16 protein-coding genes are annotated in these 11,917 nt (G+C 72.5%); 7 read left to right on the top strand and 9 right to left on the bottom strand.

Annotated features, from left to right (window positions below; all coding sequences use genetic code 11):
* Positions 1-35 precede the first annotated feature (35 nt).
* Positions 36-203, bottom strand: coding sequence for a DUF3117 domain-containing protein (locus ABZO31_RS22020; protein WP_003966491.1), 168 nt, complete (start codon positions 201-203; stop codon positions 36-38).
* Between the two features lie 319 nt (positions 204-522).
* Between ABZO31_RS22020 and ABZO31_RS22015 the strand changes: the two genes are divergently transcribed.
* A complete protein-coding gene (locus ABZO31_RS22015; protein ID WP_406862974.1) occupies positions 523-1,323 on the top strand; it encodes an enoyl-CoA hydratase/isomerase family protein in 801 nt (266 codons plus the stop codon).
* A gap of 46 nt (positions 1,324-1,369) precedes the next feature.
* Here ABZO31_RS22015 and ABZO31_RS22010 read toward each other — a convergent pair whose 3' ends face one another.
* Together ABZO31_RS22010 and ABZO31_RS22005 are read right to left on the bottom strand one after the other, a co-directional pair.
* Complete coding sequence (locus ABZO31_RS22010) at positions 1,370-1,948, bottom strand: DNA-3-methyladenine glycosylase I (RefSeq protein WP_406862973.1); 579 nt, start codon at positions 1,946-1,948, stop codon at positions 1,370-1,372.
* The gene (locus ABZO31_RS22005; protein WP_406862972.1) at positions 1,945-2,298 is read right to left on the bottom strand and encodes a hypothetical protein; all 354 of its coding nucleotides are present in this window, start codon (positions 2,296-2,298) and stop codon (positions 1,945-1,947) included. Before ABZO31_RS22005 ends, ABZO31_RS22010 begins: the two co-directional genes overlap by 4 nt.
* Before the next feature lie 108 nt (positions 2,299-2,406).
* Here ABZO31_RS22005 and folP point away from each other — a divergent pair, with 108 nt between their 5' ends.
* Positions 2,407-3,267: a dihydropteroate synthase gene (gene folP / locus ABZO31_RS22000; RefSeq protein ID WP_406862971.1), complete on the top strand. Its 861-nt coding sequence runs from the start codon at positions 2,407-2,409 to the stop codon at positions 3,265-3,267.
* Positions 3,268-3,307: 40 nt separating this feature from the next.
* On the opposite strand, the gene ABZO31_RS21995 is transcribed toward folP, so the two are convergent.
* Together ABZO31_RS21995 and dapE are read right to left on the bottom strand one after the other, a co-directional pair.
* Entirely contained in the window at positions 3,308-4,057 is a 750-nt protein-coding gene (locus ABZO31_RS21995; RefSeq protein WP_406862970.1) for a TIGR00730 family Rossman fold protein, read from the bottom strand.
* 82 nt (positions 4,058-4,139) lie between these two features.
* On the bottom strand, positions 4,140-5,231 hold the full coding sequence (gene dapE / locus ABZO31_RS21990) for a succinyl-diaminopimelate desuccinylase (RefSeq protein WP_406865430.1): 1,092 nt from the start codon (positions 5,229-5,231) through the stop codon (positions 4,140-4,142).
* 144 nt (positions 5,232-5,375) lie between these two features.
* On the opposite strand from dapE, the gene ABZO31_RS21985 reads away from it, so the two are divergent.
* Positions 5,376-6,317, top strand: coding sequence for a hypothetical protein (locus ABZO31_RS21985; protein WP_406862969.1), 942 nt, complete (start codon positions 5,376-5,378; stop codon positions 6,315-6,317).
* Between the two features lie 164 nt (positions 6,318-6,481).
* Here the strand turns inward: ABZO31_RS21985 and ABZO31_RS21980 are convergent, their stop codons facing one another.
* Together ABZO31_RS21980 and ABZO31_RS21975 are read right to left on the bottom strand one after the other, a co-directional pair.
* Complete coding sequence (locus tag ABZO31_RS21980) at positions 6,482-6,697, bottom strand: hypothetical protein (protein ID WP_406862968.1); 216 nt, start codon at positions 6,695-6,697, stop codon at positions 6,482-6,484.
* Between the two features lie 123 nt (positions 6,698-6,820).
* On the bottom strand, positions 6,821-7,534 hold the full coding sequence (locus ABZO31_RS21975) for a DUF2625 domain-containing protein (RefSeq protein WP_406862967.1): 714 nt from the start codon (positions 7,532-7,534) through the stop codon (positions 6,821-6,823).
* Between the two features lie 308 nt (positions 7,535-7,842).
* On the opposite strand from ABZO31_RS21975, the gene ABZO31_RS21970 reads away from it, so the two are divergent.
* On the top strand, positions 7,843-8,199 hold the full coding sequence (locus ABZO31_RS21970; RefSeq protein WP_406862966.1) for an ATP-binding protein: 357 nt from the start codon (positions 7,843-7,845) through the stop codon (positions 8,197-8,199).
* 65 nt (positions 8,200-8,264) lie between these two features.
* Here ABZO31_RS21970 and ABZO31_RS21965 read toward each other — a convergent pair whose 3' ends face one another.
* Positions 8,265-9,362: a bifunctional succinyldiaminopimelate transaminase/glutamate-prephenate aminotransferase gene (locus ABZO31_RS21965; RefSeq protein ID WP_406862965.1), complete on the bottom strand. Its 1,098-nt coding sequence runs from the start codon at positions 9,360-9,362 to the stop codon at positions 8,265-8,267.
* Positions 9,363-9,457: 95 nt separating this feature from the next.
* Entirely contained in the window at positions 9,458-9,778 is a 321-nt protein-coding gene (gene fdxA, locus ABZO31_RS21960; RefSeq protein WP_031078476.1) for a ferredoxin, read from the bottom strand.
* A 114-nt stretch (positions 9,779-9,892) separates the two neighbouring features.
* On the opposite strand from fdxA, the gene ABZO31_RS21955 reads away from it, so the two are divergent.
* The 3 genes from ABZO31_RS21955 to ABZO31_RS21945 are packed head-to-tail and all read left to right on the top strand — an operon-like array spanning position 9,893 to position 11,905.
* Entirely contained in the window at positions 9,893-10,897 is a 1,005-nt protein-coding gene (locus ABZO31_RS21955; protein WP_406862964.1) for a GNAT family N-acetyltransferase, read from the top strand.
* Complete coding sequence (locus ABZO31_RS21950; RefSeq protein ID WP_406862963.1) at positions 10,894-11,724, top strand: transglutaminase-like domain-containing protein; 831 nt, start codon at positions 10,894-10,896, stop codon at positions 11,722-11,724. Before ABZO31_RS21955 ends, ABZO31_RS21950 begins: the two co-directional genes overlap by 4 nt.
* A 58-nt stretch (positions 11,725-11,782) precedes the next feature.
* Positions 11,783-11,905: a hypothetical protein gene (locus ABZO31_RS21945; RefSeq protein WP_406862962.1), complete on the top strand. Its 123-nt coding sequence runs from the start codon at positions 11,783-11,785 to the stop codon at positions 11,903-11,905.
* Positions 11,906-11,917 lie beyond the last annotated feature (12 nt).

Raw genomic sequence — 11,917 nt, 5'->3', positions numbered from 1 at the left:
CCGGGGCGGTGCGGAATTCGTGGGTGCCTGTCGCGTCAGCCGACGACCTTCTTGAGGGCGTCGCCGAGCGCGTCGGCCTCGTCCGGGGTCAGCTCGACGACAAGCCGACCGCCGCCTTCGAGCGGAACGCGCATGACGATGCCCCGCCCCTCCTTGGTCACCTCGAGCGGGCCGTCGCCCGTCCGCGGCTTCATGGCCGCCATGCTCGTTCCCCTTCCTGAAACAGCTCACCGTCGCCGACGGCTGCCCCGGAAGAGGAGCACGCGTCACCGGCATCGAACACATTGCTTCCTGGTCATTATCCCGCATCCACGGACCCGATGACCAACATCGGACGGCATCGCTTACGCAACGCGCTCTCGCAAAACCCCCCATTTCGGCGATCGGCCTGCGATACTTCGCCGCTGCGGCTCCCGGGCGACGCGCCGAATGTTTGACGCAGCTCACATGTTCCCTCAGGGCAGAACTCCGCCATGCTGGTCGGATCAGCGATCAACGCTGACCGTCCGAAGGGGATCTGACATGGCCGACACCGTCCTGTACGAGGTGAGCGACGGGCTCGCCACGATCACGCTCAACCGGCCCGAGGCCATGAACGCGATGAACGTGGCGGCGAAGGTGGCTCTCCGGGACGCCGCGGAGGCGGCTGCGGCGGATTCGGCCGTTCGGGCGGTGCTGCTGACCGCGACGGGCCGGGCGTTCTGCGTGGGGCAGGACCTGAAGGAGCACGTGGGCCTGCTGCTGTCGGCCCACGAGACCGGCTCGACCGAAGTGATGAGCACGGTGCGCGAGCACTACAACCCGATCACGCGAGCCCTGGCCGGCATGAAGAAGCCGGTGGTGGCGGGCGTGAACGGTGTCGCGGCGGGTGCGGGCTTCGGCTTCGCGCTGGCGGCGGACTACCGGGTGGTGGCGGACACGGCGTCGTTCAACACGTCGTTCGCGGGTGTCGCCCTGACGGCGGACTCGGGCATGTCGTGGACGCTGCCGCGGCTGATCGGCGCGAGCCGGGCGTCGGACCTGCTGCTGTTCCCGCGGTCGATCACGGCGCAGGAGGCGTACGAGCTGGGCATCGTGAACCGCCTGGTCCCCGCGGCGGACCTCGCCAAGGAGGCGGAGGCGGTCGCGCGCACCCTGGCGGAGGGCCCGACGGTCTCGTACGCGGCGCTGAAGGAGTCCCTGGCGTACGGGGCGGACCACTCCCTGGAGGAGGCCCTGGAGAAGGAGGACGAGCTCCAGTCCAAGGCGGGCGCGTCGGAGGACCACACCATCGCGGTGCGCGCCTTCCTGGCCAAGGAGAAGCCGAAGTACCTGGGCCGCTGACACGGGTCCCCCGCCCCCCGGCCGGGGGCGGGGTCGCACCCCGCCGTCAGCGCAGGGCGCAGTCCTCGAGGTGGTCGTTGACCAGGCCGCAGGCCTGCATCAGGGCGTAGGCCGTCGTGGGGCCGACGAAGCGGACGCCCTGCTTCTTGAGGGCCTTCGACAGGGCCGTGGACTCCGGGGTCACCGCCGGGACGTCCGCCAGCGTGCGCGGCGCCGGACGGCCGGCGTCCGGGGCGTGGGACCAGATCAGCGCGTCCAGGTCCCCGGGCGTCCAGGTCGCCAGCAGCTTCGCGTTCGCCAGGGTCGCGTCGATCTTCGCCCGGTTGCGGATGATGCCCTCGTCCGCCAGCAGCCGGTTCCGGTCCGGCTCCCCGAACCGCGCCACCTCGGCGATCCGGAAGTTCGCGAACGCCTTCCGGAAGCCCTCCCGGCGGCGCAGGATCGTGATCCACGACAGACCCGACTGGAACGCCTCCAGGCACAGCCGCTCGAAGAGCGCGTCGTCGCCGCGGACCGGCTTGCCCCACTCCTCGTCGTGGTACGCGACGTAGTCCTCCGCCGACAGGCCCCAGGGGCAGCGGAGCCGTCCGTCGGGACCCGCGATCGACACACCGGCCTCCGTCATCGCTCGTCCTCCGGGCCCGGCTTCTTGAACAGGTCCGGTCGCGACACCGCCTGCGCCTGCGCGCCCGCCAGCGCCGCCTCCAGCTCCGCGATCCGCGCGTCCCGCTCCGCCAGCTCGGCGCCCAGCCGGGCCAGTACGTCGTCGACGTCCGCCATCCGGTACCCGCGCGCCGCCACCGGCAGCCGCAGTGCCTCGACGTCCGCCCTGCCCACCGGGCGCGTCGCGGGCAGCGGATCCACCAGGCCCTCCGGCGCGGCCTCGGGCAGCACCTCACCGTCGCCGCCGCCGACCACCACCAGGGTGACCGCCGCGACGACCACGACCATCGCTACAGCCAAGAACCAGAACACAGCGCGCCTCTCCCGGTGTGGAATTCGTCCCGTGCCGATCGTGCCATGCGTCACCGACAGCTAGGGTCGCAGGCGAAGAGACCCGAGGGACGAGGGAGGACAAAGGGGATGCTGCGCTTGGGGCGGCGGGAATTCGGGCCGCACGAGCCGGTGATCATGGCGATCGTCAACCGGACCCCGGATTCGTTCTACGACCAGGGCGCGACCTTCCGCGACGAGCCCGCGCTCACCCGCGTCGAGCAGGCCGTCGCCGAAGGCGCGGCGATCATCGACATCGGCGGCGTCAAGGCCGGTCCCGGCGAGGAGGTCACCGCCGAGGAGGAGGCGCGCCGCACCGTCGGCTTCGTCGCGGAGGTGCGCCGGCGCCACCCGGACGTGGTCATCAGCGTCGACACCTGGCGGCACGACGTCGGCGCGGCCGTCTGCGAGGCCGGGGCGGACGTGCTGAACGACGCGTGGGGCGGCGTCGACCCCAAGCTCGCGGAGGTCGCCGCGCGGTACGGAGCGGGGCTCGTGTGCACGCACGCGGGCGGTGCGGAGCCGCGTACGCGGCCGCACCGGGTCGAGTACGAGGACGTCATGGCGGACATCCTGCGGGTCACCCTCGGCCTCGCCGAACGCGCCGTCGCGCTCGGTGTGCGGCGCGACGGGATCATGATCGACCCCGGTCACGACTTCGGGAAGAACACCCGGCACAGCCTGGAGGCGACCCGGCGGCTGGGGGAGATGGCGGAGACGGGGTGGCCCGTGCTCGTGTCTCTGTCCAACAAGGACTTCGTGGGCGAGTCGCTCGACCGGCCCGTCAAGGAGCGGGTCCTCGGGACGCTGGCGACGACGGCGGTCTCCGCGTGGCTGGGGGCGCAGGTGTACCGGGTGCATGAGGTGGCCGAGACCCGGCAGGTGCTGGACATGGTGGCGGCGATCGCGGGTCACCGGGAGCCGGCGGTCGCGCGGCGCGGGCTGGCGTAGCCGACCTGACGCGGGCGCTCGCGCGCCCGCGTCGGCTCCCCTACCGGCCCGTCTCCTTCGACACCAGGGCCACCGCCTCGTCCACGTCGTCCGTCACGTGGAACAGGAGCAGGTCCTTCTCCGAGGCCTTGCCGCCGGCGACGACCGAGTCCCGGAGCCAGTCGACCAGGCCCTTCCAGTACTCCGTCCCGAACAGGACGATCGGGAAGCGGGTGACCTTGCGGGTCTGGACGAGGGTCAGGGCCTCGAAGAGCTCGTCGAGCGTGCCGAGGCCGCCGGGCAGGACGACGAACCCTTGCGCATATTTCACAAACATCGTTTTCCGGACAAAGAAGTACCGGAAGTTGACGCCGATGTCGACGTGCGGGTTCAGCCCCTGCTCGAAGGGCAGCTCGATGCCGAGGCCGACCGAGATGCCCTTGGCCTCCCGCGCCCCCTTGTTCGCCGCCTCCATGGCGCCCGGGCCGCCGCCCGTGATCACCGCGAAGCCGGCCTCGACCAGCGCCCGGCCCAGCCGGATGCCGGCCTCGTACTCGGGCGAGTCCGGCCGGGTACGGGCCGAGCCGAAGACGCTGATCGCGCTCGGCAGTTCCGCGAGGGCACCGAAGCCCTCCACGAACTCCGACTGGATGCGCATGACCCGCCAGGGATCGGTGTGCACCCACTCGGAGTCGCCCTCGGTGTCCAGCAGCCGCTGATCCGTGGTTCCCGGCACGATCTGCTCGCGGCGCCGCAGCACCGGACCGAGCCGCTGCTCCTCCGGCTTCGACGCACCCTCGGGCATGGCCATGGCCTGCTCCCTCCACCGATGTTGCCGATGTTGTGCGGTCAGCGTAGGTCGCCTCAGGTGACAAAGAGCGAAATTGCGGGAGTCAGGCAGTCAGCCAGTCGTGGAGGCGTGCCTCGCAGTGCCGGATCTTGTCCACGTGCACGTGCTCGTCGCGCTTGTGCGCGTACAGAGGGTCACCGGGCCCGTAGTTGACCGCGGGCACGCCGAGGGCGCTGAAGCGGGCCACGTCGGTCCAGCCGAACTTGGGCTTCGCGGCCCCGCCGACGGCCTTCATGAACGCCTGCGCGGCCGGGTGGGAGAGGCCGGGGAGGGCGGCCGGGCTGTGGTCGTCGATCACGAACTCGGCGACGCCGCAGTCCGCGAAGACCTCGCGGACGTGCGCCTCCGCCTCCTCCATGGAGCGGTCGGGCGCGTAGCGGAAGTTGACGGTGACGGTGCAGGCGTCGGGGATGACGTTGGTGGCGACGCCGCCGTTGACGAGGACGGCGTTGAGGCCCTCGCGGTACTCGAGGCCGTCGATCACCCGGTTCTGCGGCTCGTACGCGGCGAGGCGGGCGAGGATCGGGGCGGCGGCGTGGATGGCGTTGGAGCCCATCCAGGAGCGCGCGGAGTGGGCGCGCTCGCCCTCGGTGCGCAGGTGGACGCGGAGCGTGCCCTGGCAGCCGCCCTCGACCTCGCCGAGGGACGGCTCGAGGAGGATCGCGAAGTCGCCCTCCAGCCAGTCGGGGTGGGCCTCGGCCACATGTCCCAGGCCGTTGAGGTGGGCGGCGACCTCTTCGTTGTCGTAGAAGACGAAGGTGAGGTCGCGGTTGGGATCCGGGACGGTGGCCGCGATGCGGAGCTGCACGGCGACGCCGGACTTCATGTCGCTGGTGCCGCAGCCCCACAGGACGCCGTTCTCGTCCAGGCGGGAGGGGACGTTGTCGGCGATCGGGACGGTGTCGATGTGGCCCGCGAGGACGACGCGCTCGGCGCGTCCGAGGTTCGTGCGGGCGACGACGTTGTTGCCGTGGCGGTCGACGGTGAGGTGCGGGAGGGCGCGCAGGGCCTGCTCGATGGCGTCGGCCAGGGGCTTCTCCGTCCCGCTGACGGAGGGGAAGTCGACGAGGGCGGCGGTGAGGGCCGGGCCGTCGAGGGTGAGGTCCAGGGGGGTGCCCTCGGTGTGGTCGGTCATCGTCACTGCCTCGCCGTCTGCCGTCGTCTCGCCGTCTGCCATGCGCTCGACCCTAACGCGCCCGCCCCCGCGGTTCCGGTGCCGCTCATGCCGTGATACGGACGGGGTGGCGGGGCCGTAACCGGACTCCAGTACGGTGGGCCCGTGCCCGAGACCCCCCCCACTTCCGCGTCTTCCGGCCGCAGGCGCCGTCGCCGCGGCCGTCTCGCCCGATTCACGGCCGCGTTGGCCGTGCTGACCGGGCTGGCCGCGTATGTGGCCGTCCACTATGTGACGGGCGGTAAGGGTGCGCCGAAATGCACCGTGGGGAGCGGTGCGAACACGTACGAGTTCACCCCCGAGCAGGCGTCGAACGCGGCGACGATCTCCGCCGTGGGCCGGACCCGGGGGCTGCCCGAGCGGGCCGTGACCATCGCGCTGGCGACGGCGCTGCAGGAGTCGGCGCTGCGCAACATCCAGCACGGCGACCGGGATTCCCTGGGCCTGTTCCAGCAGCGCCCGTCGATGGGCTGGGGCACGCCGGAGCAGATCCTCGACCCGGTGTACTCGTCCGGAAAGTTCTACGAGCACCTGGAAGACGTGCCGGGCTACTCCCGGCTGCCGCTGACCGTGGCGGCGCAGAAGGTGCAGCGCAGCGGGTTCCCGCAGGCGTACGCCAAGCACGAGCCGGACGCGACGCTGCTGGCGGCGGCGCTGACCGGCCGCTCGGGCGCGTCCCTGTCGTGCACGGCCCGCCCCTCGGACGGCCGCGCCGGCGACCCGGCCCAGGTCCGGGACGAACTGATCCGCGCCTTCGGCAAGGACCTGAAGCCGACCCTCCCGGCCACCCCGAGCGCGGGCCGCAACGCGGCGGGCCCGCAGCCCGAGGCGGTCGTGTCGGTCCCGGTCCGCGAGACGTCCGCCCCGGCGGAACAGCACGGCTGGGAGCTCGCCAACTGGTCGGTCGCCCGCGCCGAATCCCTCCGCATCGAGGAGGTCGCCTACGCCGGGCGCATATGGCGTGCCACCGACGTCTCCGGCACCTGGACCAAGGCCACGGCGAACGCCACGCCCCCCGACACGGTCCGCATCCGCGTCGCCCCCTGACTGGGCCGACGCACTCCCGTCCGCGTCCAGGGCGGCCCCGACGCCCTCCAGGATCCCGACGAACTCCCCCACCGGGAGCTCCGCCACGAGCACCGCGCCCGCGGCCTCGCGCCACCACTCCAGCGTGATCGTCAGGCGGTCCGCCTCGCGGAACAGGTAGGCGATCACGTTGTCCGTCGTGGGCCCCAGTGCAGGGTCATGTGCCGGCCGCGCAGCTCGTCATCGGCTTCGCTCTCGTCGTCCGCCTGCGCCCGACGCCTGAAACGGCCATGCGTGGCTTCCGCCGACAGCCCCGGGAACGGCAGCGGCGAGCCGCCGCCCGACCGCAGCCAGGCGGCCGTGTCCAGGACGCTGAAGCGGAACTGCGGCACGAACACCATGTTGTCGTCGCAGGTCAGCCACTTTCCCCGGCGGCCCAGAGGTCCACGCGGCGCAGTCCGTGCTCACGGTCGCCGACCTCGGCGGCGAAGGTGTGCCTGGCTCCCGGAAGCACGTCGGGCACTTCACACCTGGCCGAGGAAGCCCGGGTCCGCCGGGCCCGCCTGACGGGCGAAGTCGGCGGCCACGCCCAGTACTTCGCGCATCGGGACCGGGCGGCGGCTCGTGGCGGCGAGGTCGGCGTGGGCCTCCTTCGACCACAGGGGCGGGAAGACCGAGATGCCCTGCGCCGGCGTCAGGAGCTCCGTCTCCTCGCGCCAGGTCGGCCAGCGCAGGCTCCCGTAGAACGAGTCCAGGCCGCCGGCCAAGAGCCAGGAGAGCCAGCCCGAGTGGCCCGCCTCCAGGGGCTCCCACGCGAGCGTGTCGGGGGCGAAGTACGTCATCTCGCCCGGCGCTCCGGGGCGGCCCGCGCCCGCCGGGTCGGCGGCGTTCAGGGCGAAGACGCCGCCGAGCACGTCGTGGGCGACGACCAGGGCCGTCTCCGGGGCCCAGGAGGGGGCGAAGGTGCCCGGGAAGCCGTTCACCCGCGCCAGGCTCGGGAGTTCCGCGCCGCCGCCGAACACCCGCAGCCAGCCGCCGTCCACCAGCAGTCCGCCGGTGCACAGCGCCAGCGCGCCCAGCGTCGAGCGGGCGGTGACCTGCATCTGCAGCAGGCTGCGGCGGGCCTCCCCCACGTCCGGGGGCAGGACCCGGACCGGCAGGGAGCTCGCTTCGAGCATGGTCCGCAGCTCCGGCCAGGCCGGGTCGTCCACGTCGGCCAGTTCGTCGAACTCTCGCATCCGAGGATCGTCCCACCCACCCCGCACACACCCGTACGACGGGTCACCCCTGCGGGTATTCCGGTCTGCGCCACGGGCGGGCGGCGGACCCGGCCTTCACATCTCCGTCATGCCCGACCCGGTCCCTTGTCGGGGCGAGGGGTAAACGGTTCCGCTGACGGCGCCGCCACCATGTGCTTCGTCCGGGTTTCTGTGCGTCCGATTATGCGACGCGTTACCAAGTCTTTACATTGCGTCGCCGCAACCTCTCCCTCCCCCGGCGCGGTTGATCAGCGCGACAACCACGTCCCCACCGTCGAAGGAGCAACATGTCCCTCCCCCTGAGCCGTCGGATCGCCCGTGCCGCGCTGCTGGTCGCCGCTGGAGCCGCGCCCGTGATCGGCGCGGCCGGTGTCGCGGGTGCCGCGGAGCTGCCCGCGGCCGGTGGGCTGGCCGGGCTGACGAAGCTCGACCCGAGCAGCGCCGCCTCGACCGTCGACGGCGCCACCGACGCCGTGGGCCAGACCGGCAAGACCGCCACCCCGCTCGCCAAGGAGGCCGCCGGCGACGCCACCGGCGGTGCCGGGCAGCTCGTCGGCGGCGCGAAGGACAAGCTGCCCACCGACAGCCTGCCCACCAGCGGCCTGCCGACCGAGAGCCTGCCCACCAACGGCCTTCTCGGCTGACCGGGGAAAGCAAGAGGGCCCGGGGGGGGCATCTGCCGCCCCCGGGCCCTTCCGCGTCGAAGGCCCTACGCCCCCAGCCGCTTCACCGCCGCCGCCACGCGCTCGTCCGTCGCCGTGAACGCGACCCGCACGAACCGCTCCCCCGCCTCGCCGTAGAAGTCGCCCGGCGCGACGAGGATGCCCAGCTCCGCCAGGTACGCCACCGTGTCCCAGCACGGCTCGTCCCGCGTCGCCCACAGGTACAGGCTCGCCTCGCTGTGCTCGATGCGGAAGCCGTGCGCCTCGAGCGCCGCCCTCAGCGCCGCGCGCCGGGCCGCGTACCGCTCCCGCTGCTCCGCCACGTGCGCGTCGTCGCCGAGCGCCGCCACCGTCGCCGCCTGCACCGGTGCGGGCGTCATCATCCCGCCGTGCTTGCGGATCTGCAGCAGCTCGCCGAGCACCGCCGGGTCACCGGCCACGAACGCCGCCCGGTAGCCCGCCAGGTTGGAGCGCTTCGAGAGGGAGTGGACGGCCACGATCCCCTCGTACGAGCCTCCGCTCACGTCCGGGTGCAGCACCGACACCGGGTCGGCCTCCCAGCCCAGCTCCAGGTAGCACTCGTCCGAGAAGACCAGCACCCCGTGCTCCCGCGCCCACGCGACGATCCGGGTCAGCTCGTCCTTCGGCAGCACCTTGCCCGTCGGGTTCGACGGGGAGTTGAGCCACAGCAGCCTCAGCCCCGCCGGGTCCAGCTCCGTCGGGTCGTCGTAGACGACCGGCTCCGCGCCGCACAGCCGCGCGCCGACCTCGTACGTCGGGTACGCGAGCCGCGGGTACGCCACCTTGTCGCCCGCGCCGAGCCCCAGCTGCGTCGGCAGCCAGGCCACCAGCTCCTTCGAGCCGACCACCGGCAGGACGTTCTCGTGCCCGAAGCCGACCGCCCCGAGCCGCCGCTCGCACCAGCCGCTGATCGCGTCGCGCAGCGCGGCCGTGCCCCACACCGTGGGATAGCCGGGCGAGTCCGCGGCCGCCACCAGGGCCTGCTGGATCAGCGCCGGCACCGGGTCGACCGGCGTGCCGACCGACAGGTCGACGATGCCGTCGGCGTGCGCCAGGGCGGTCTTCTTGTACGGCTCGAGCTTGTCCCAGGGGAAGACGGGAAGACGCGAGGAGACTGCGGACACGGTGCTCACTTTCTCGTACGTACGGGACGCGGAGACACCACGGTCCCGCACGGAGGACACACCGTGCGGGACCGAAGGTGCGCGATCGGCGCGGATCAGCCGTTCTGCGGCGGCAGAGCGGCGATGAAGGGGTGGTCGCGCTCGATGAGGCCGAGCTTCGAGGCACCACCGGGCGAACCGAGGTCGTCGAAGAACTCGACGTTCGCCTTGTAGTAGTCCTTCCACTCCTCCGGAGTGTCGTCCTCGTAGAAGATCGCCTCGACCGGGCAGACCGGCTCACAGGCCCCGCAGTCGACGCACTCGTCCGGGTGGATGTACAAGGACCGCTGGCCCTCGTAGATGCAGTCGACGGGGCACTCCTCGATGCACGCCTTGTCCTTCACGTCGACACAAGGCTGCGCGATGACGTAGGTCACGCTGTCATTCCTCCTCGGTAGGGCTGGCTCTGCGCGGGAGCGCGGCGTCGTCGATGCCCGCCCCTAGTATCTCCGTTCTTGGAGACGATCCGAACAGGAGGGGCGGGGAGAACCGTGGAATTCACCGGCGGAGGTCTGCTCGAGGTCCGTATTACCGGTTCTGACGTGGGCAAACGCGTCTCCGTCCGGTATCTGACACACCTCCCGGCGAGCGAGCCGGCCTTCGCTGACGCCGTGGGTGTTCTCGCATCCTGGGACGAGGGTGTGGTGGCGATCACACGGCGCACCGGCGAGACCGTCCGCATCCCGGAATCCTCCCTGGTCGCGGGCAAGGTGGTGCCCCCGGCACCGGCCCGACGGCGCGGCCCCGCGGCCTCGTACGAGGAGCTCGCCCGCGTCACCGCGCGCGGCTGGCCGCCGGTGGAGAGCGAGCCCCTGGGCGAATGGACGCTGCGGGCCTCCGGCGGGTTCACCAAGCGGGCCAACTCGGCGCTGCCGCTGGGCGATCCCGGCACGGACCTGGACACGGCGCTGGAGCGCGTACGGGACTGGTACGCCGCCCGGGAGCTGCCGGCGTACGTGCAGACCGCCACCGGGGCGGAGGGCACGCAGGAGCTGCTCTGCGCCGAGCTGGACAAGCGCGGCTGGACGCGGGAGGTCTCGGCGCAGGTGCAGATCGGCGGCCTGGCGCCCGTCGCCGACCTCGACGCCGACGTCTCCGCCGTCCGCCTCGACCGCGATCTGGACGAGTCGTGGCTCCAGCGCTACCAGCGGTTCGGTGTGCCCGGACCCCATGTGCTCGACGTACTGCGCGGCGGCCCGAGTGTGTGGTTCGCATCCGTACCGGGCACGGGACCCATACCGGCGGCGATCGGACGGTGTGTGGTCGACGGCCGCTGGGCCGGCTTCATGGCGGTGGAGGTCGCACCCGAGCACCGCCGGCAGGGCCTGGCCACGGCGGTGATGACCGCGCTCGCCCGGCGGGCGCTGGACGAGGGCGCGTCGGCGGCCTGGCTCCAGGTGGAGTCGGAGAACGACGGGGCGCAGGCGATGTACACGGGGATGGGCTTCCAGGTCCATCACCACTACCACCACTACCGGGCGGGCGGTCAGGGGTGACCGACTGGGGTCGCGAGTTCGCGGAGGAGGCCCGGACCGAGCGTCCGGACCTCACCCGGCTGTGCCTGCTGCTCGGCGCGGCCTTCGATCCGCTCGCCACAGAGCGGGACCTCGACGAGGCCGACGTCGAGCTGGACCGGCTCGCCGGCCTGCTCCCGTACGGCGCCCGCTCGGCCCGCGCCTGGGCAGCAGCCCTGGCAGAGGTCCTGGGAGACCGAGAAGGCTTCCACGGCGCGTCGACGGACTACCAACGCCTGGAATCATCCCTCCTCCACCGCGTACTGCGCCGCCGCCGCGGACTGCCGATCCTCCTCTCGGTGATCTGGCTGGAGGTGGCCCGGCGGGCCAAGGCCCCCGTGTACGGCATCGCCCTGCCCGGCCACTTCGTCGTCGGCCTCGGCGACCCGCTCACCCCGCTCCCCGACCAGGTCCTCGCGGACCCCTTCGCCGGCGGCCGCGAGATGACCGGCCGGGACGCGGAACTCCTGGTGGCCGGCACGACGGGCGAGACGCTCGACCCCTCGATGCTCCTGCCGGCCGACCCCCTGGACATCGTCCGCCGCATCCTCAACAACATCCGCGCCTGGGCCGCCCCCCGCCCCGAACGCTCCGACATCGCCCTGATCGCCCTGGACCTCCAGCTCCTCCTCCCCTCCCACCCGGCCAGACTCCGCTACGAACGCGCGGAACTCCTCGTCCAGCGCGGCGACTTCCTCAAGGGCGCGGCGGAACTGGAGTCGTACGCGGAAGTCGTCGCCACCGTCGAACCCACGGCGGCCGACCGCATCCGCAGCCGCGCGAAGGCGGCCCGGGCGATGCTGAACTAGTGACCCGCACGGCGCCGGGCCACGCGCGCCCCTGGTCAGGAGCTCGTAGCCTTGATCCATGGCGGAGGCCGACGGACCGAGACACAAGAAGAATGACGGCGGCTCGGCGCTCATCACCCCCAACGCCGAGGACGGCACCGCGGCCGTCCCGCTCCCGACCTGGACCAAGGCCCTCGGCTGAGCCGGTGTCGTC

This window comes from Streptomyces solicamelliae, assembly GCF_045348655.1.
GTDB lineage: Bacteria > Actinomycetota > Actinomycetes > Streptomycetales > Streptomycetaceae > Streptomyces > Streptomyces solicamelliae.
This window is presented reverse-complemented; position numbering and strand designations above follow the sequence as displayed.

Bases quoted from the DNA above. Each gene is read 5' to 3' on its own strand.
- ABZO31_RS22020 (WP_003966491.1), bottom strand. From the start codon at position 203: ATGGCGGCCATGAAGCCGCGGACGGGCGACGGCCCGCTCGAGGTGACC.
- ABZO31_RS22015 (WP_406862974.1), top strand. From the start codon at position 523: ATGGCCGACACCGTCCTGTACGAGGTGAGCGACGGGCTCGCCACGATC.
- ABZO31_RS22010 (WP_406862973.1), bottom strand. From the start codon at position 1,948: ATGACGGAGGCCGGTGTGTCGATCGCGGGTCCCGACGGACGGCTCCGC.
- folP (WP_406862971.1), top strand. From the start codon at position 2,407: ATGCTGCGCTTGGGGCGGCGGGAATTCGGGCCGCACGAGCCGGTGATC.
- ABZO31_RS21995 (WP_406862970.1), bottom strand. From the start codon at position 4,057: ATGGCCATGCCCGAGGGTGCGTCGAAGCCGGAGGAGCAGCGGCTCGGT.
- dapE (WP_406865430.1), bottom strand. From the start codon at position 5,231: ATGACCGACCACACCGAGGGCACCCCCCTGGACCTCACCCTCGACGGC.
- ABZO31_RS21980 (WP_406862968.1), bottom strand. From the start codon at position 6,697: ATGGTGTTCGTGCCGCAGTTCCGCTTCAGCGTCCTGGACACGGCCGCC.
- ABZO31_RS21975 (WP_406862967.1), bottom strand. From the start codon at position 7,534: ATGCGAGAGTTCGACGAACTGGCCGACGTGGACGACCCGGCCTGGCCG.
- ABZO31_RS21970 (WP_406862966.1), top strand. From the start codon at position 7,843: ATGTCCCTCCCCCTGAGCCGTCGGATCGCCCGTGCCGCGCTGCTGGTC.
- ABZO31_RS21945 (WP_406862962.1), top strand. From the start codon at position 11,783: ATGGCGGAGGCCGACGGACCGAGACACAAGAAGAATGACGGCGGCTCG.